Origin of the sequence: Georgenia sunbinii, assembly GCF_036421875.1 — a bacterium.
Taxonomy (GTDB): Bacteria; Actinomycetota; Actinomycetes; order Actinomycetales; family Actinomycetaceae; genus Georgenia_B; species Georgenia_B sunbinii.
On record NZ_JAZGOL010000010.1, the window covers coordinates 1 to 17,801 of the forward strand.

General features: G+C 70.9%; 11 protein-coding genes. 7 read left to right on the plus strand and 4 right to left on the minus strand.

All coding sequences use genetic code 11. The annotated features are described in order from the left end of the window. Both V2J52_RS16200 and V2J52_RS16205 read right to left on the minus strand, forming a co-directional pair. Positions 1–6,432 (minus strand): beta-xylosidase family glycoside hydrolase (locus V2J52_RS16200; RefSeq protein ID WP_331228776.1); only part of this gene is annotated, 6,432 nt, incomplete at its 3' end. A gap of 324 nt (positions 6,433–6,756) precedes the next feature. After that, a complete protein-coding gene (locus tag V2J52_RS16205; protein ID WP_331228777.1) occupies positions 6,757–7,911 on the minus strand; it encodes a polyprenyl synthetase family protein in 1,155 nt (384 codons plus the stop codon). Positions 7,912–8,167: 256 nt separating this feature from the next. Between V2J52_RS16205 and V2J52_RS16210 the strand changes: the two genes are divergently transcribed. From V2J52_RS16210 to V2J52_RS16240, 7 genes are read left to right on the plus strand one after another with little or no spacing between them, the layout of a single operon-like run. Next, complete coding sequence (locus tag V2J52_RS16210) at positions 8,168–9,349, plus strand: inositol-3-phosphate synthase (protein WP_331228778.1); 1,182 nt, start codon at positions 8,168–8,170, stop codon at positions 9,347–9,349. After that, complete coding sequence (locus V2J52_RS16215) at positions 9,346–10,215, plus strand: SCO3242 family prenyltransferase (RefSeq protein ID WP_331228779.1); 870 nt, start codon at positions 9,346–9,348, stop codon at positions 10,213–10,215. The genes V2J52_RS16210 and V2J52_RS16215 overlap by 4 nt, the downstream gene beginning before the upstream one ends. Next, positions 10,212–11,090 (plus strand): sugar phosphate isomerase/epimerase family protein, encoded by an 879-nt coding sequence (locus tag V2J52_RS16220; RefSeq protein WP_331228780.1) that lies wholly within the window; start codon positions 10,212–10,214, stop codon positions 11,088–11,090. Before V2J52_RS16215 ends, V2J52_RS16220 begins: the two co-directional genes overlap by 4 nt. Further along, positions 11,087–11,773: an EboA domain-containing protein gene (locus V2J52_RS16225; protein WP_331228781.1), complete on the plus strand. Its 687-nt coding sequence runs from the start codon at positions 11,087–11,089 to the stop codon at positions 11,771–11,773. The genes V2J52_RS16220 and V2J52_RS16225 overlap by 4 nt, the downstream gene beginning before the upstream one ends. A gap of 23 nt (positions 11,774–11,796) precedes the next feature. After that, positions 11,797–12,660 (plus strand): TatD family hydrolase, encoded by an 864-nt coding sequence (locus tag V2J52_RS16230; protein WP_331228782.1) that lies wholly within the window; start codon positions 11,797–11,799, stop codon positions 12,658–12,660. Between the two features lie 3 nt (positions 12,661–12,663). Beyond that, positions 12,664–13,833 carry a metabolite traffic protein EboE gene (gene eboE / locus V2J52_RS16235; RefSeq protein ID WP_331228783.1) on the plus strand — a complete coding sequence of 390 codons (1,170 nt, stop codon included), beginning with the start codon at positions 12,664–12,666 and terminating at the stop codon, positions 13,831–13,833. Then, a complete protein-coding gene (locus V2J52_RS16240) occupies positions 13,830–15,206 on the plus strand; it encodes an alkaline phosphatase family protein (RefSeq protein ID WP_331228784.1) in 1,377 nt (458 codons plus the stop codon). Before eboE ends, V2J52_RS16240 begins: the two co-directional genes overlap by 4 nt. A 99-nt stretch (positions 15,207–15,305) precedes the next feature. Here V2J52_RS16240 and manA read toward each other — a convergent pair whose 3' ends face one another. Then, complete coding sequence (manA, locus tag V2J52_RS16245) at positions 15,306–16,505, minus strand: mannose-6-phosphate isomerase, class I (protein WP_331228785.1); 1,200 nt, start codon at positions 16,503–16,505, stop codon at positions 15,306–15,308. Positions 16,506–16,592: 87 nt separating this feature from the next. Next, entirely contained in the window at positions 16,593–17,759 is a 1,167-nt protein-coding gene (locus tag V2J52_RS16250) for a CAP domain-containing protein (RefSeq protein ID WP_331228786.1), read from the minus strand. Positions 17,760–17,801 lie beyond the last annotated feature (42 nt).

The window sequence follows — 17,801 nt, forward strand, 5'->3', positions numbered from 1 at the left end:
GCCGTACCGGAAGGTCCAGTCAGCATCCCCACCACGAGGCGCGTTGGACACGTGGAACACGTTCCCACGACGCAACGCGATCGAGTCGGTCCCATCACCGTCCCAGTCACCGACGAACACCTCATCGGCGATCCGCCCGTACTTGAAGAAGTGATGCGTCGTACCCCGCCAGTTATCACTCAGGTGGAACTCCGCCGCACTCGACGGCGGCTGGGGAACCTCCCCACCACCCTCGGTGGAGAACTCGTGCGACCACTCAGCGGTGGCACCCTCGGCCAGCACGAAACCATCCAGCGCACGCGCCGTGACAGTCACCGTCCCGGTACCCGGGTAGGTGTCAGCAGCGACCGCGTCACCGTCAACGACGTACTCCACGCCCTCAACTTCAGGAATCGTGTAGCTGTCGTCCTCGGTACCCGCCTCATCGGTGAAGGTCACCTCAGTAGGCGTGACCTCCACCAGCACCGGCTCCCCACCATCGGCAGAGAACTCATGCGACCACTCAGCGGTGGCACCCTCGGCCAGCACGAAACCATCCAGCGCACGCGCCGTCACAGTCACCGTCCCAGCACCCGGGTAGGTGTCAGCAGCGACCACGTCACCGTCAACGACGTACTCCACGCCCTCAACCTCAGGAATCGTGTAGCTGTCGTCCTCGGTCCCGTCCTGGTCATCGAACGTCACCTCAGCAGGCGTGACCTCCACCAGCACCGGCTCCCCACCCTCGGTGGAGAACGCGTGGCTCCACTCGGCCGTGGCGCCGTCGGCGATCGCGAAGCCGTTACGCGGCTGCGCGGTCACCGTGACGGTGCCCTCACCAGCGTGCGTACCAGCACCGATGACCTGGTCACCGACGTAGTACTGCACACCGACCGTGGTCGGCACCGTGAACGTGTCGTCCGCGGTCCCGTCCTGGTCATCGAAGGTCACCTCGGCCGGAGTGGCCGAGACGGGGGTGAACTCCGTGGCCTCGCCAGCGGGAATGCCGGTGAGGTACTCGAAGCCCTCGGCCGCGAACGCCTCACCAACCGGCGACACGTCGTACTCCATGACGTAGTACTTGATGTCCGCGTGCTCCTGCGCAGCAGCCAGGATCTCCTGCAGCGGGACGTCACCCTCACCGAGCTTGGTGAAGGAGATGCTGCCACCCAGACCCGTGGCGTCCTTGATGTGCAGCAGCTCGATCCGGCTGCCGTACTCCTCCAGTAGCTCGGCCACGTCGAACCCGCCGTGCTCGGCCCACGCGACGTCCACCTGGAAGGTGACGAACTCGGGGTTGGTCTCCTTGACCAGGATCTCCCAGGCCGACAGGACCTCACCCTCGTGGGTGTAGGTGGTGGTGAACTCCCCGGCGTGGTTGTGCCCAAACAGCTTGCCCACACCAGCCTCGACCGAACGCTGACCCAGACGGTCCATCGTCTCGGCAGTGGCCAGGGTGTTCTCGTAGGTGTTGATGCCCGGGGCGGGGAACCCGCCCGAGCCCACGAACTCCTGACCCAGCGTCTGGACGAAGTCCAGCGTCGCGTCGAAGCCGGCCTCGCCCACGTTGTAGTGCGAGGACGGGACGGCCAGGCCCAGCGAGTCCGTCAGCGCCCGGAAGGAAGCCGCGTCATACCCGTTGAAGTTCCCGCCATAGGGCTCGACGTTCTCGAACCCGATCGAGGCCAGACGGTTGAGCACCGCCGGCAGACCATCGGCATTGGCCCACGGGATCAGCGAGTACAGACCCAGCGAGACCTTCTCGACCGGCACGAGGACCGGCTCGGGGGTCGGCTGGCCGGCGGGGACGCCGGTGAGGTACTCGAAGCCCTCGGCCGAGAATGCCTCGCCGACCGGGGACTGGTCGTACTCCATGACGTAGAGCGCGATGTTCGCGTGCTCCTCCGCCGCTGCCAGGATCTCCTGCAGCGGGACGTCACCCTCACCGAGCTTGGTGAAGGAGATGCTGCTGCCCAGGCCGGTGGCGTCCTTGATGTGCAGGAGCTCGATCCGGTCGCCGTACTCCTCGAGGAGCTCGGCCACGTCGACCCCGGCGTGCGCGGCCCAGGCCACGTCCACCTGGAACGTCACGTAGTCCGGGTCGGTCTCCTCGACCAGGATCTCCCACGCGGAGAGCTCCTCACCCTCGTGCTCGTAGATGGTGGTGAACTCCCGGTCGTGGTTGTGACCGAAGAGCTTGCCCACACCGGCCTCGACCGAACGCTGACCCAGACGGTCCATCGTCTCAGCAGTGGCCAGGGTGTTCTCGTAGGTGTTGATGCCCGGGCTGGGGAACCCGCCCGAACCCACGTACACCTGGCCGAGCGTGTCGACGAACGCGAGCGTGTCGTCGAAGTTGGCCTCACCCACGTTGTAGTGCGAGGACAGCACCGACAGGCCGAGCTCGTCGGCCATGTCGCGGAACTCCTGCGCGGTGTAGCCGTTGAAGTTGCTGCCGAACGGCTCGATGTTCTCGAAGCCGATCTCGGCGAGGCGAGCGAGGACGGCCGGCAGGCCGTCAGCGTTCACCCACGGGATGAGCGAGTACAGGCCGATGGAGACCTTCTCCGCCGGGATGAGGATGGGCTCGGCCGGCTCCTCGGGCTCCTCGTCCTCGAGGACGCGGAAGTACTCGAAGGCGATCGGTGCGTTGTCGGTCGACTGCTCGGCCAGGGCGAAGAGCCCGACCTTGCCGTTGGCCGCGACACCCGGGTTGCTGACGGCGGGCATTGCCGTCCAGCTCTCGCCGTCGGTCGAGTAGGAGCCGGTGAAGGTGTCCCCGCTCTTCTCGAGGCGCAGGTGCCACACGGTTGCGGTGACGTTGGCCGAGTTCGGCTGCGGCTGCTGGACCACACCGCCGATCTCGCTGCGGATCTCGAGGTTGCGAACGACGGCCTGGTTGGCCTGGTTCGTCGTGAGGACGTCGAACTTCACGTAGTTGTCGTCGTCGATGTAGGCGATGAGACCACCCTGCTCGTAGCGGCGGCTCGTCTCCGAGACGTCGACCACGGTCTCCACGACCCAGTCACCCTCGAGGTCCTGGACCACGAAGTTGCTCGGGTTGGTGTTGGTGGTTCCGAAGATGTCGCCTGCGGTGGCGTTGAGGATCAGCTGACCGTCGGTCACCTGCAGGTGCTCGTCGGCGGGACGCACGACGTCCCACAGGCACGGGTCCAGTGCGTCACCGTCGAACTCGTCGTTCGGTCCGGTGACACCCGAGGTGTCGTCCGGGCTGAACGAGAAGTAGTCGAAGAACGCGTCGACCGGAGCCTGCGGACGGGCGCTGCCCTGGACCGCGAAGAGCCCGATCTTCGGGTTCGCGATGCCGGCCAACGACTTGGTCTGGGGCATCTCGGTGAAGTCCACGCCGTTGGCGCTGTAGGACGCCTTGAGGTTCTGCCCGTCGCTGGTGAAGCGCACCCAAACGGTATCGGGGTAGCTCGCTCCCAGTGGCGCCGTGTTGGATGCGGTGACCTCGTTGGGCACCGCGTTCTCCTCGCGGATGAACTGGAAGACGCGCTCGGCACTGTCGGCCGTGCGCTCCTGGAGAACCATCTTGGCGTAGTTGTCGTCGTCGCCGTAGATGACCAGGCCGGCCTGCTGATAGGCGCCGGTGCCCTCCATGGTGACCTTGGTGGTCGCCGTGAACTCCCCGTCCGGCAGGTCCTGGAGGACCAGGTTGGGCGTGTTGGAGTTGCTCGTGCCGTTGATGTCGGTGTTCGACGTCGGCATGACCAGGTGGCCGTCGACGATGCGCAGGTTGTCGTCCTGACGGATGACGGTCCAGCGATCGGTGTCGAGCGCGTCACCGGTGAAGTCGTCCGAGCGCCCGGTGAGGCACTTGGGCGTCTCGGGGACGACGATGCTCGACGCGCCGAAGGTGAGCGAGTCGAGCTCGAGGCCGCCGGTGGAGGTCACGTAGACCGTGCCGGTGCCCTCGGGGACCGAGTCGACCGCGGCCTCGACGTCCTGCCAGCCTTCGCCGCCGGCGAAGGCCAGCTGGGCGAAGGGCTCGGCACGGTGGTCGTTCCAGTGCAGCGAGAGCGTGCCCTCGCCGGCGGCGCGACCGGTGACCGTGTCGATGGCCGAACCGGTGGGTGCGTGCGTGAAGCTCACCGGCTCGTAGGCGATCCAGTCACCCGCGTCGAAGGAGACGACCTTCTCGTTCGCCTCGGCGGTCTCGTCCTGGACGACCTCGACACCCTGTGCGGCGTCGTACCACGGGCCGGGCTGGGTCTCGGGCTTGATGATCAGCGCGACCTCACCGCGGGCAGCCGGGACATCGCCCTGCGCCTGGTCGGTGTAGGTGACGACGAGGGTGCCGTAGATCTTCTCGCCCTCGCCGTGCTCCTTGGCGTTCACGCTCGTCTGGATGGTGAAGTCACAGCCGGTGCCGGACACCTCCGGGTGAGCGTGCTCGTTGTGGCCCAGACCGAAGGTCCAGGCGACGCGGCCACAGTTCGGCTCGTCGCCGTCCTCGGCGTCGGTCACGTCGACCGAGACGGGGATGGCGTCGCCCCAGCTGAAGAACGCGCCGTGCGCGACGTCGAGGCTGACCTCGGGCGCCGTGTTGCCGACCGTGATCTGCAGGGTCGTGAGGGCGAACTTGCCGCCCGCGTCGGTCACCCGCAGGCCGACGTCGTACTGGCCGAGCTTGTCGTAGGTGTGGGAGGCCGTGGCCTCGCCCTCGACGAAGGTGCCGGTGCCCTCGAAGTCCCACGCGAAGGTGAGCTCCTGGCCCTCGGGGTCGCGCGAGCCGGTGGCGTCGAACGTGACGGTCAGCGGCGCCTCGGTGCCCGAGTTCGGGGAGGCGACGACGTTGGCCTGGGGCGTCTTGTTGCCCTCGGCGTAGTCGACGCGGTACAGCCCGGCGTCGGGGTTCTGGCGGAAGAAGCCGTCACCGTACTCCAGGACGTAGAGCGAGCCGTCGGGGCCGAACTCCATGTCCATGACGTTGTCCCAGATGGGCTGGACGACGCTGGTGAGGTGGCTGTTGGGCAGGAAGTTGGTGATGTCCGTGACGACGCCGTCGGAGGTCAGCTCGTCAAGGGTGAACACCGCGGCGTAGTCCATCGAGAACTCGGCGAAGAAGGCCTTGCCGTCCCAGAACTCGGGGAACTGCGAGGTGGAGGTGTTCTCCGGGTCGTGCCGGAAGATCGGCCCGGCCATCGGGGCCTGGCCACCGGCCGTGCTGAACTGGATCATCTCGTCCCAGGGCTGGTCGCCGACGCGGTCGCCGTACCAGATCTGCGGCTCGGTGACCGGCGGCAGGGCCGTCAGACCGGTGTTCCAGGTGGAGTTGTTCACCGGGGCGTCGCAGTCGAAGAAGTCACCCGGGGTGGCGGTGGCGAAGTCCCACTCGTTGTAGGCGCCGCCGTCGTTGGGGCCGTGGCAGTAGGGCCAGCCGCCGTTCATCGCCTCGGTGGTCAGTTGCCACTCGACGTAGCCCATGGGGCCGCGCTGGGCGTTCGCTCCGCCGGCGTCGGGGCCGTAGTCGCCCCAGACCAGGGCGTTGGACTCGACGTCGAACTCGATGCGGAAGGGGTTGCGCAGGCCCATGACGTAGAGCTCTTCACGGACCTGGTCGCGGACCTCGTCGTACTCCTCGCCCGTGAACAGGTTGCCCGCGGGGATGGTGTACGTGCTGCCCGGGCCGGTCTCGGCGCCGGGGGCGATGTCGTCGAGGACGTTGATGCGCAGGATTGCTCCGCGCAGGTCGTTGGTGTTGCCGGCGCCCCGTCGCGCGTCGAGACCGGGGTTCATCCCGGGAGCGTTGTTGTTCGGGGCGTAGCCGTTGGCCCCCGGCGTCCCCGCCGGCGTGTTGTCACCGGCGGAGAGGTAGAGGTTGCCGTCGCCGTCGAAGACGATGTCGGCGCCGACGTGGCAGCACTGCCCGCGCTGGGCGTCGACCTTGATGATCTCCTGCTCGGTGGTCAGGTCCAGCGTGCTCGTCTCCGTGTCCCACCTGAAGCGGGACAGCAGGTTGTAGCCCAGCCACTGGTCCCAGTAGGTCTCGGCGTCCGCACCCTCGGGCAGCCGCTCCGGGGCGCTGCCGCCGGGGGTGGTCGCCGGGTAGTCCACGCCGGAGGGCGAGGTGCCGCTCATCTCCCTGGGAGCGTAAGAGATGTAGACCCAGCCGTTCTCCTCGAAGTCCGGGTCGAGCGCGACTCCCTGGAGGCCGTCCTCGGAGTTCGCGTAGACGTCGAGCCGCGCGACCTGCTCGGTACGCCCGGTGGCCGGGTCGGTCAGGCGCACGACACCATCACGCGCCGTGTGCAGCACCCGGGAGTCGGGCAGCACCGCGAGGTCGATCGGTTCACCGGTGTCCTTGGTGAGCAGCAACTTCTCGTAGTTGTTCCAGTCGGTTGCCGCCTCGGCAGCCGGAGCGTCCGCCAGGACCGCCGCATCGGCGGAACCTTCGCCATGACCGGGTTGCGCCTGCGCCCCACTCATCGTCAGTGGTAATACCAGCGCGGCGGACAACACTGCCGCGGCACCTCGGGTCGACCAACGGCCGATCCCTGAACGTCTGACCACAATTCCTCCTTGACATGTCCGGAGCTGGTCCCGCCTGTGGGACCGCGACCGGTGCGCGGCTCACGATCTGCCGCGCACCAACCCGCTCCGTTGTGGGTTCTGAGCCCTCGACAATGAGGGCTCGTGCGAGCTCAGGGCGGGGGTGTCCCGAGCCACACGGCTCAGACCGTAGGGAGACCTTTGGCTAATGTCAACCCAGAAGTTGAACAGCCACCTCTCACAACGAAGTCAAGATCAGTGCTAATCCTCCGCACCTTCATCCCCACCGCCCGACACGGCCGACACGTACGCGGCGGCGTCATCGAGGCTGCGGTCCACCATCGTCCAGACGGACATGACGACCTCGGCGAGCGGGGCCAGCGCCGCAGCCGACTCCAGCACCTGGCGCGCCGTGGCGAGCTCGGCCCGCGCCTGGTCGCCGACCTTCTCGGGCGCACCCGAGCGCGCCAGCTCGCGGCGCAGGACGGCCGCACCCGCCTCGTCCAGGTCAGCCCGACCGACACCGTCGCGGATCCGCGGCCAGACCGGCAGGCTACGGGCGTGGAGGATGAGCGTGGTGGCCTTCCCCTCGCGCAGGTCCGACACCGCACTCTTGCCGGTGACCGACTCGGGCGCGAAGATCCCGAGGAGGTCGTCGGCCAGCTGAAAGGCCTTGCCGAGGGAGTGACCGATGACGTCCAGCGGCTCGCACACCTCGGCCGGCGCCTGAGCGAGGACGGCGGCAGCACGCAGGGGAGCCTGGAAGGAGTAGAACGCGGTCTTCTCGGCGGCGATCGACAACGCCTTCTCGGCCGACACCTCCCACAGCCCGTGCCCGGCAGCGACGTCGTCGAGCTCGCCGGCCACGCTGACGAACACGGTGTCCCAGAGGAGGTCACTGAGCCCAGCGCGGGTGGCGGCCGGCGCATCGACCTCGGCGAACAGCCGGTGGGCGAGGGCGACGGCGAGGTCGCCGGCCAGCACGGCCGAGGCGTCGGCGAAATGCTGCGCAGCCCCCTCGTCGGCGCCCACCTCGGCGGCTGCGGTCCGCATCCCGGCGGCAAGATTCGGCAAACCACGACGGATCGTGTCGTGGTCGATGAGGTCGTCGTGGATGAGGAAGCCGGCATGGAGGAGCTCGAACGCCGCGCCAAGTCGCGCCGCAGCAAGGGAGTCGACGCCACCGAGCCGGGCGTAGGCCTCGACGACGAGGCGGCCGCGGAAGTGCTTGCCGCCGGCTACCGTGCGCTCGAGCTGCTGCCACAGCAGCTCGTAGGCCGTCCCGTGGGCGGCCGCGCGCGCCCGCAGCTGCACCATCAGCCGGTCAAGGACCGTGGACACCTCGGTGGAGCGTCCGGCCCGGGACATACCGGACGGCGTCGGCGCGTCCTCGAGGACGGCGTCGTGCTCACTCATCTCGGCTTCCTCCCAGGCGTTCTCCGGCGGCACGGCAGGGCGCGCCCGGCACGCCCCGCGTCGTCGCCGGACGTTGTTTGCTTAGTGACGACTTTCATATAATCTCATCTGTGGAAGTGAAGCAACTAGCCTCGCTTTCGCTCATCGTCGTCCAACTAATGTGAAGCCGCCTGTAGAACTTGGGTCCTCACAGGTGCTCCCGATCAACGCCGATCGACGCTGCCAGGGCAGCGGCGGTCGCACAGAGGTGGTAGGCATGTCCCCGAGCCCGTCCGAGAGCGGCACGTCCTCACGCAGTCGCACAGGAATCTGGTTCATCGGCGCGCGTGGCTCCGTCGCCACGACCGCCACGATCGGCGCGCTCGCCGTCAGCGCCGGCCTCTCCGACCGGACAGGGCTCGTCTCCGAGCTGGCACCGGTCGCCGCCGCCGGCCTCATCGACATCGAGTCCCTCGTCACCGGCGGGCACGACGTCATCGACACCCCGGTCGCGGCGCGTGCCCAGCTGCTCGCGGAGTCCGGCGTCTTCCCCGTCGCCCTCGTCGCCGCGCTCAGCACGGAGCTGGCGGACGCCGACGCACGGATCCGGCAGGCGCCGCAGCTGGCGACCCAGCGCGAGACCGCGAGCGCCATCGAGGCCGACATCCGAGCGTTCCAGGAGGAGCACGGGCTCACGCGCGTCGTCGTCGTCGACGTCAGCAACACCGAGGCGCCCGCGCAGCCGCGGCCCGAGCTGGACACCCTCGCGGCGCTCGAGCAGGCGCTCGACGCCGGGCAGTCACCGCTGCCGCTGAGCTCGCTCTACGCCTACGGGGCGTTCCGCGCCGGCAGCCCGCTCGTCTCCTTCACGCCGAGCCCCGGCGCGACGCCGGGTGCGCTCGTCGAGCTCGCCCAGCAGCAGGGCGTGCCGTGGGCGGGCCGCGACGGCAAGACCGGCGAGACGCTGGTGAAGACGACGCTCGCCCCGATGTTCGCCACCCGTGCCCTCAAGGTCCGGTCGTGGGCGTCCTACAACATCCTCGGTGGCGGTGACGGCCGCACGCTGGCAGACCCGGTGGCCGCGGAGAGCAAGACCGCGACGAAGGGTGCCGGGGTCGACGCGATCCTCGGGCACCACGTCGACGGCCCGCTGCGCATCGACTACGTCGAGGACTACGGCGACTGGAAGACCGCCTGGGACAACATCTCCTTCGAGGGCTTCCTCGGCACCCGGATGAACCTGCAGTTCACCTGGGAGGGCTGCGACTCCGCACTGGCGGCGCCGCTCGTCCTCGACCTCGTGCGGCTCATCGCCCGGGCGCACGAGAACGGTGACGTCGGGGTGCAGAACGCGCTGGCCTTCTTCTTCAAGGAGCCGCTGGGCGGCGACGAGCACGCCGTCTCCGCGCAGTGGACCGCACTCACCGAGTGGTGCGGCAAGCTGGCCGTCTCACAATGAGCACCACCCAGGACCTCATCGAGCTCGTCCGTCTCCCCGCCGCACTGACCGTGCCCGGGGACGTGCTCGCGGGCGCGGCCGCCGCGGGGACGCTGCGCGGGTGGCGGCCCGTCGTGCTTGCCGCGTCCTCCGTCTGCCTGTATTGGGCCGGGATGGCGCTCAACGACTACGCCGACCGCGACCTCGACGCCGAGGAGCGCCCCGAGCGGCCGATCCCGTCGGGGCGGGTGAGCGCCACGACCGCGCTGCGGCTCGCCGGCGGCCTCACGCTCGCCAGCGTGGCGCTCGCCGCCACCACCGGCCGGCGGGCGCTGGCCGTCGCGGTGCCGCTCGCCGGTGCGGTGTGGACCTACGACCTCGTCGCCAAGCCGACCGCCGCCGGCCCCGTCGTCATGGGCGCCAGCCGCGTCCTCGACGTCCTCCTCGGCGGCTCCGCCGACCCGCGGCGCGCCCTGCCGGCCGCGCTGGCGGTCGGCACCCATACCGCGCTGGTCACGGTGCTCAGCCGCGGCGAGGTCCACGGCTCGACGCCGTCGACCGCCGGCGCGGCCCTTGCCACCACGTGCGCCGTCGCCACCACGGTCGCGGTCGACGCGGCCCGCGACCGCCGCCAGCGCCCGCTGGCCCGGCTCGCGTCCGCGGTGTTCGCCGGCAGCTACGCCGTCGCGGTGGGCCGCGCCCAGGCAGCCGCGGTGGCCAGCCCGGACGCCGGCACCGTCCGGCGGGCCACCGGCGGCGGCATCCACGGGCTGGTGCCGCTCCAGGCGGCACTCATCGCCCGCCGGGGAGCGGTCGGCACCGCGGCCGCGCTCCTCGCCCTCACCCCCGTCCTCCGCGCGGCCGCCAGAAAGGTGTCATCGACATGAGCCTGCGCCTCTCCTACGGCACGAGTGGTTTTGCCGACCACTCGCTGCCCAACGCGCTGTCCGTCATCGCCGAGCTCGGCTACGACGGCGTCGCGCTGACGCTCGACCATCACCACCTCGACCCGTTCGCGCCGGACGCCGCGGCGCGGGTCGACGCGACCGCCGGGCTGCTCGCGAAGCACGGCCTGGCCGTGGCCATCGAGACCGGCGCGCGGTACCTCCTCGACCCCTGGCACAAGCACGAGCCGACCCTCGTCTCCACCGACGGGCAGGAGCGTCGCCTCGAGCTGCTCCACCGGGCCATCGACATCGCCGGCGACCTCGGCACCGACATCGTGCACATGTGGTCCGGCGGGGTGCCCGAGGGCACCTCCGTCGAGGTGGCCTGGGACCGCCTGCTCACCGGGATGGCTGACCTCCTCCCGCACGCGGAGGAGGCCGGCGTCCGGCTGGCCTTCGAGCCGGAGCCGGGCATGCTCGTCGAGCGGCTCGCCGAAGTCCAGGAGCTGCGCCGTCGGCTCGGTTCGCCCGAGGCGCTGCGGATGACGGTCGACGTCGGCCACGCCATCTGCAACGAGGACGCGCCCCCGCAGGACATCCTCCGCGAGGTCGCCGAGGACGTCGTGCACATCCAGATCGAGGACATGCGTCGCGGTGTCCACGAGCACCTGGAGTTCGGCGAGGGCGAGATCGACCTCCCCGCCGTCATGCGCTCGCTCATCGACATCGAGTACACCGGCCTGGTCTCCGTCGAGCTCGGTCGCCACAGCGCCACCGTGCCAACGGTTGCCGCACGGTCGATCGACGCCCTGCGTGCCGCCATCGCCACTGCTTCGTCCCGCGACACCCACCACGCCCCCGAGGAGCTCCCGTGACCGGTCCTTCGCCCGATGTCCTTGCCGGTCGGCTCTCTCCTGAGGCGCAGCAGCGGCTGGCGGAGATCATCGCCGCCGTCACCGCCGACCCGGCGGCCGTCCAGCGGCTGTTCCCCGCTGCCGCCCGCGAGGTGGCCCGAGGGCCGCTCGACGACAACGACCCCAGCGGCATCGGCGGGCCCACGCTCGACGACGCCGTCCGCGGTGCCATCCTCGCCGCACTCGTCTCCGCCGAGCCGGACGCCGCCGCGCTGCGCCGCGAGGTCGACGACCTCTACCGCTTCGGCGACGGCGACGAGAAGCGCGCGATCCTCCGCTCCCTGGCCGACCTCGGCCTGGGCGCCGACGCCGCGCACCTCGTCGAGGACGCGCTGCGGACCAACGACGTCCGGCTCGTCGGCGCCGCGATGGGCGCCTGGGCCGGTGAGCACCTCGACGACGCGACCTGGCGGCAAGGCGTGCTCAAGTGCATGTTCGTCGGTGTCCCGCTGTCGGCCGTCCACCGGCTGACCGAGCGGGCGGACGCGGAGCTGGCCCGGATGGTCGCCGCGTTCGGCCACGAGCGCCTCGCCGCCGGACGCGACATCGCGCCGGACGCCCACCGGGTCCTCGACCTCTTCCCCCACGTGCTCGAGCAGTTCCCCGACGTCGCCGCAGCCATGCGGACCGTCCCCGAGCCTTGATCCGTCACCTCCAGGAGCCAGCCATGCGCATCTTCGACCCGCACATCCACATGACGTCTCGTACCACCGACGACTACGAGGCGCTCTACGCGGCGGGGGTCCGCGCCCTCGTCGAGCCGGCCTTCTGGCTCGGCCAGCCACGCACCAGCGTCGAGTCCTTCATCGACTACTTCGACAGCCTCGTCGGCTGGGAGCGGTTCCGCGCCTCGCAGTTCGGCATCGCCCACCACACCACCATCGCGCTCAACCCGAAGGAGGCCAACGACCCCCGGTGCGTCGGGATCCTCGACCTGCTGCCGCGCTGGCTGGCCAAGGACGGCGTCGTCGCCGTCGGTGAGGTCGGCTTCGACTCGATGACCGAGGCCGAGGAGCACGCCTTCACCCGGCAGATGGAGATGGCGGTGGAGCATGGCCTGCCGGCCATGGTCCACACCCCGCACCGAGACAAGGCCGTCGGCACCCAGCGCACCCTCGACATCGTCGCCGCAGTGGGCATGGCGCCCGGGATGGTCGTCGTCGACCACCTCAACGAGACCACCACCGAGATGGTCGACGACGCCGGCTGCTGGCTGGGCTACTCGGTCTACCCGGACACCAAGATGGACGAGCACCGGATGGTCGCGATCCTGCAGCAGCGCGGGTCGCTCGACCGCGTGCTGGTGAACTCGGCGGCCGACTGGGGCCGCAGCGACCCGCTGAAGACGCTGAAGACCGGCGAGGCGATGCTCGCCGCCGGCTTCTCCGACGACGACGTCGACCGCGTGCTGTGGCGCAACCCGGTGGAGTTCTTCGGCCAGAGCGGCCGGCTGATGCTCGACGAGGTCACCGGCGCGGACGCCACCTTCGAGGGGAACTCCATCCTGCGCGGCGAGCGCAAGGAGTCCTGAGGCGTGCGACTGCGTCACCGTGACGGCACGGTCGTCCACCTCGCCTACTGCAGCAACGTCCACCCGGCGGAGGACCCCGCCGGCATCCACGAGCAGCTGCGCCGCTTCGCCGGACCGGTCCGCGCCGAGCTCGGCGTCGACCGGCTCGGCCTGGGCCTGTGGCTGCCCGCCGCCACCGCCGCGCACCTCGCCGCCGACGCCGGCGCGCTCGACGAGCTGCGCACGGTGCTCGACGAGCAGGGGCTGGAGGTCGTCACCCTCAATGCCTTCCCGTACGGCGGTTTCCACGACCCGGTCGTCAAGCACCGCGTCTACCGCCCGGACTGGACCGAGCAGGACCGGCTGACCTACACCCTCGACGCGGCCGCCGTGCTCTCGCGGCTGCTGCCCGACGACGCCGCCCGCGGCAGCATCAGCACGCTGCCGCTCGCCTGGCACACCCCGTGGCCCGACGACGCCCGGCACGCCGCCCGGGCCAACCTCGACGAGCTCGCGGTGGGCCTCGCCCGGCTGCGGGAGGAGACCGGCCGTCACATCCGGGTCGGCTTCGAGCCGGAGCCCGGCTGCGTCATCGAGACCACCGCCGAGGCGGTCGACGCGCTCGCCGGTGTCGACACCGAGTACCTCGGGGTCTGCGTCGACACCTGCCACCTCGCCACCGCCTTCGAGGACGCCGACGCCGCGATCGGCCGGCTCACCGCCGCCGGGCTGCCGGTGGTCAAGACCCAGCTGTCGGCGGCGCTGCACGTGCCCGACCCCAGCGACCCGGCGGCCCGCGAGCTGCTCGACGGCTTCGTCGAGGAGCGGTTCCTCCACCAGGTCCGCGAGCCCGCGCCCGACGGCGGCCTGCTGAGCCGCGACGACCTCCCGGAGGCGCTGGACAGCGCGCCGCTGCCCGGCGAGCAGCCGTGGCGCATCCACTTCCACCTCCCGCTCCACGCCGCCCCGCAGGGACCGCTCGGCAGCACCGACGCCGAGCTCGTCACCGCTGCCCGGGCGCTCCTCGGCGGCGAGCGGGCCCTCACCGACCACCTCGAGGTGGAGACCTACACCTGGTCGGTACTGCCCGCCGACCAGCGGCCGTCGGACGACGCCGGCCTCGTCGCCGGCCTGGCCGCTGAGCTCGCGCACGCCCGCGATCACCTGCACACCCTCGGACTGGAGAATGCATGAGCAAGTTGTTGGTCCTCGACGTCGTCGGCCTCACTCCCCGCCTCCTCGAGCACATGCCGCGGCTGCGCCGCGTCGCCACCGCTGGCTACGAGGCCACGCTCGAGACCGTCCTGCCGGCGGTGACCTGCGCGGCCCAGTCGACCTTCCTCACCGGGCTCACCCCGACCGACCACGGCATCGTCGGCAACGGCTGGCTGTTCCGGGACACCGCGGAGGTGCTGCTCTGGCGTCAGAACAACGGGCTGGTCGAGGGCGAGAAGATCTGGGAGACCATCCGCCGCAGCAAGCCGGACTACACGGTCGCCAACATCTGCTGGTGGTACGCGATGGGGGCGAAGGTCGACACCACGGTGACCCCGCGCCCCGCCTACTACGCCGACGGCCGCAAGGAGCCGGACTGCTGGACCTGGCCGCCCACGCTGCGCGACGAGCTGGTCGCCGAGCTCGGACCGTTCCCGCTGTTCACCTTCTGGGGACCGAACGCCTCGATCGCCAGCTCGAAGTGGATCATCGGTGCCACCCGGCGGCTGATGCCGCTGCACGACCTCACGCTCTCCTACGTCCCGCACCTCGACTACGACCTCCAGCGCTTCGGGCCCTCCGGGCCGGAGGCGATCCGGGCGGCCCGTGAGGTCGACGACGCGCTCGCGCCGCTGCTCGACGACGCCGAGGCGCTCGGCGCGACCGTCGTCGTCCTCAGCGAGTACGGCATCACCGACGTCTCGCGCGCGGTCGACGTCAACCGCGCGCTGCGCCGCGCGGGGCTGCTGCACGTGCACCACAACGAGACCGGCGAGCTGCTCGACACCTGGACGTCACCGGCCTTCGCCGTCGCCGACCACCAGGTCGCCCACGTCTACGTGCGCGAGGAGGAGGACATCCCCAAGGTCCGCGACCTGCTCGCCGCGCTGCCCGGGGTGGCCCAGGTGCTCGATGCCGAGGGCAAGCGGGAGGCCGGCCTGGACCACCCGCGCTCCGGGGAGCTCGTGCTCGTCGCCGAGCCGGACTCGTGGTTCACCTACTACTACTGGCTCGACGACAAGAACGCGCCCGACTTCGCCAAGCTCGTGGAGATCCACAAGAAGCCGGGGTACGACCCGGTCGAGCTGTTCATGGACCCCGAGGACAAGTGGGTCAAGCTCCGTGCCGGCAAGGCGCTGCTGCGCAAGAAGCTCGGCATGCGCTACATGATGGACGTCGTCCCGCTGGACCCGTCACCGCTGCGCGGCAGCCACGGCCGGCTGCCCGACACCCCCGCCGACGGCCCGGTGCTGCTGTGCTCCGACCCGGCCACCGCCCGTGACCGGGTGGCCGCCACCGAGGTGCGCGACCTCCTCCTCGAGCTCGCCGGCGTCCCCGTCCCCCACCCCTGACAGCAAACTCGCCCCCCACAGCCGACTTGTCCGCGAGAGCAGACTTGTCACCCACAGCCGACTTGTCACCGACAGTAGGATTGTCCACGCCGGCTGGGGTCAGGGGACGTCGGCCTGCACGACCGTCCCGGTGCCGTGCACGGTCAGCGGGCCGTCGTCGGCCCGGACGAACGCCGCCTGGCCACGGCTCAGCTCGACCGAGTCGGTGGTTGAGGCGACCACCACCTGCCCGTCGAGGCAGAGCAGAACGCGCGGGCCCCGGCCGGGCAACGGCCGGGGCCCGTCCTGGCAGTCGTGGTCGCGCAGCGTGGTGATCGACAGCTCGAAGTCGTCCACCGGGGCGTAGAACATCCGGGTGGCGCCGTGGAACACCTCGGGGGCGACCCGCATCGGCGGGGCCGCGACGTAGTCGACGCAGTCGAGCATCTCCGGGACGTCGATGTGCTTGGTGGTCAGGCCCGCCCGGAGCACGTTGTCCGAGGCCGCCATCAGCTCGACGCCGAGCCCCGACAGGTAGGCGTGGACCCCGCCCGCGGGGACGAACAGCGACTCCCCGGGCTGGAGGGTCACCGGGTTGAGCAGCAGCGAGGCGACGACGCCGGGATCGTCCGGGTAGGCCTCGGCGAGGAGGCCGACGGTGCGGTCGGCGCGGGGGGACGGCGAGCCGGCCGCGAGCCGCGCCTCGCACGCCGCGACCACCCGCGCGACCTCCTGCGCGCCCGGCCGGCTCGCGTCGTCGAGCAGGGCGGTGAACGCCGAGCGCATCCCGCTGGCCGTCGGGTCGGCCAGCAGGGTGGCGTGCAGCGACTGGGCGAGGGGGGCGTCGAGGTCGGCGAGCAGCTCGGCGGCCCGGCGCGGCGCCCGGAAGCCGCAGACCGCCTCGAAGGTGGTCAGCGCGAACACCAGCTCCGGCTTGTGGTTCGGGTCGCGGTAGTTGCGGTGAGGGGCGTCGCGCGGGACGCCGTCGGCGTCCTCCGCGGCGAACCGCTCCCGCGCCCGCTCGATGCTCGGGTGGACCTGCAGGGACAGCGGCCGGCTCGGCGCGATGAGCTTGAGCAGGTAGGGCAGCCGGGCGCCGAACCGGGCCCAGACGTCATCGCCCAGGGTGCCGGCGGGGTCCGCGGCGATGTGCTGCCCGAGGTCCTCCTGCTCGCCGTCGACCGCCGCGGGTCCGGCCGGGTGGCCGCCGAACCACAGCTCTGCCAGCGGTGCACCGTCCGGCTCGGTCCCCATCAGCTGGTGGATCGCCGACGACGATCCCCACGCGTAGTCCCGTGGCACTCCTACGACCCGACGCATGACCCTCCCGTCGCCACGCGGGCTGCTGCCCGCCGGACCACCTACCGTAACCGGCGGACGGCCGCGTGGCGGGGAGGTCCGCGCCGGTCAGGAGCAGCTGCGGGCGAAGCGCTGGGTGTTGTAGATCCGGCCGTTGTCAGCCTCCACGGTGCCGGTCGCGACGAACCGGTTCTCGCGCGCGAGGATGCTGGCGCGGTGGCCCGGAGAGTTCATGTACGCCGCCACGACGGCCTCGGGGTCGTCGGCGTAGTTGCCGGTCCCCCAGAAGATGTTCTCCGCTGACGCGTCGCACCCGGCGGCGACGCCGTCGGCCGCGATGATGGGATCCGCCGCGTGCACGAAGCTGCCGGTGCGCGCCATCCAGCTCGAGTGGCGCAGCGCACCATCGCGCAGCGGCGCCCAGGCGCGGGCTGCGGGCACCCCTGCCCGCGAGCGCTCGACGTTGATGAGCTCGACCATCCGCTGGTCGAACGCGGCGAGACCGGCCGGTGCGTCCGCCCGGGCGGGCCGGTCGTTGCGCAACCCGATGGTGTCGGTCCGGTTGCCGTCCCAGTCCCCGACGAGCACGCCGTCCTGCGCCCGGCCGTAGTTCATCACCCGGTCGGCGGACCCGCCGGAGACGCTGTTCTTGATGTGGAAGGCGCTGCCGCGGCGCACCCCGAGGGTGTCGCGACCGTCGCCGTCCCAGTCGCCGACGATGACCTCGTCACGGGCGCGGCCATACTCGACGACCGCATCTGCCTCGCCGCCGCGCAGCGAGTTCATCAGGTGATAGGTGCTGCCGCGCCGCACCCCGAGGGTGTCGCGGCCGTCGCCGTTCCAGTCCCCGACGAGCACGACGTCGCGACTGCGGCCGTAGGTGAGGACCCTGTCGGCCTCGCCCCCGCGCAGCGAGTTCGTCAGGTGGTAGGTGGCACCGCGCCGGACCGCCGGCGTGTCGATGCCGTCGCCGTCCCAGTCGCCCATAAGGACGACGTCGCTGGCGCGCCCGTAGGTGAGAACCCTGTCGGCGCCGCCGCCGGTGAGCCGGTTGCTCAGGTGGTAGGTCGCGCCCCGACGTACCGCGAGGGTGTCGACCCGGTCGCCGTTCCAGTCGCCGACGTAGACGACGTCGCGGTCCCGCCCGTAGGCGAAGCCGAGATCGGTGCTTGCGACCCAGTTGTTGGTGAGGTGGTACTGGTCGCCCCTGCCGTCGACCTCGCCGCCCTTGCCCGCCGCTGGTGCGGCGACGATGACGAGCGTGGTGACGGCCAATGCCGATGTGAGTGCAGCAAGACGTCGAGATCGCATGATTCC

Bases quoted from the DNA above. Each gene is read 5' to 3' on its own strand.
- V2J52_RS16205 (WP_331228777.1), bottom strand. From the start codon at position 7,911: ATGAGTGAGCACGACGCCGTCCTCGAGGACGCGCCGACGCCGTCCGGT.
- V2J52_RS16210 (WP_331228778.1), top strand. From the start codon at position 8,168: ATGTCCCCGAGCCCGTCCGAGAGCGGCACGTCCTCACGCAGTCGCACA.
- V2J52_RS16215 (WP_331228779.1), top strand. From the start codon at position 9,346: ATGAGCACCACCCAGGACCTCATCGAGCTCGTCCGTCTCCCCGCCGCA.
- V2J52_RS16220 (WP_331228780.1), top strand. From the start codon at position 10,212: ATGAGCCTGCGCCTCTCCTACGGCACGAGTGGTTTTGCCGACCACTCG.
- V2J52_RS16230 (WP_331228782.1), top strand. From the start codon at position 11,797: ATGCGCATCTTCGACCCGCACATCCACATGACGTCTCGTACCACCGAC.
- V2J52_RS16240 (WP_331228784.1), top strand. From the start codon at position 13,830: ATGAGCAAGTTGTTGGTCCTCGACGTCGTCGGCCTCACTCCCCGCCTC.
- manA (WP_331228785.1), bottom strand. From the start codon at position 16,505: ATGCGTCGGGTCGTAGGAGTGCCACGGGACTACGCGTGGGGATCGTCG.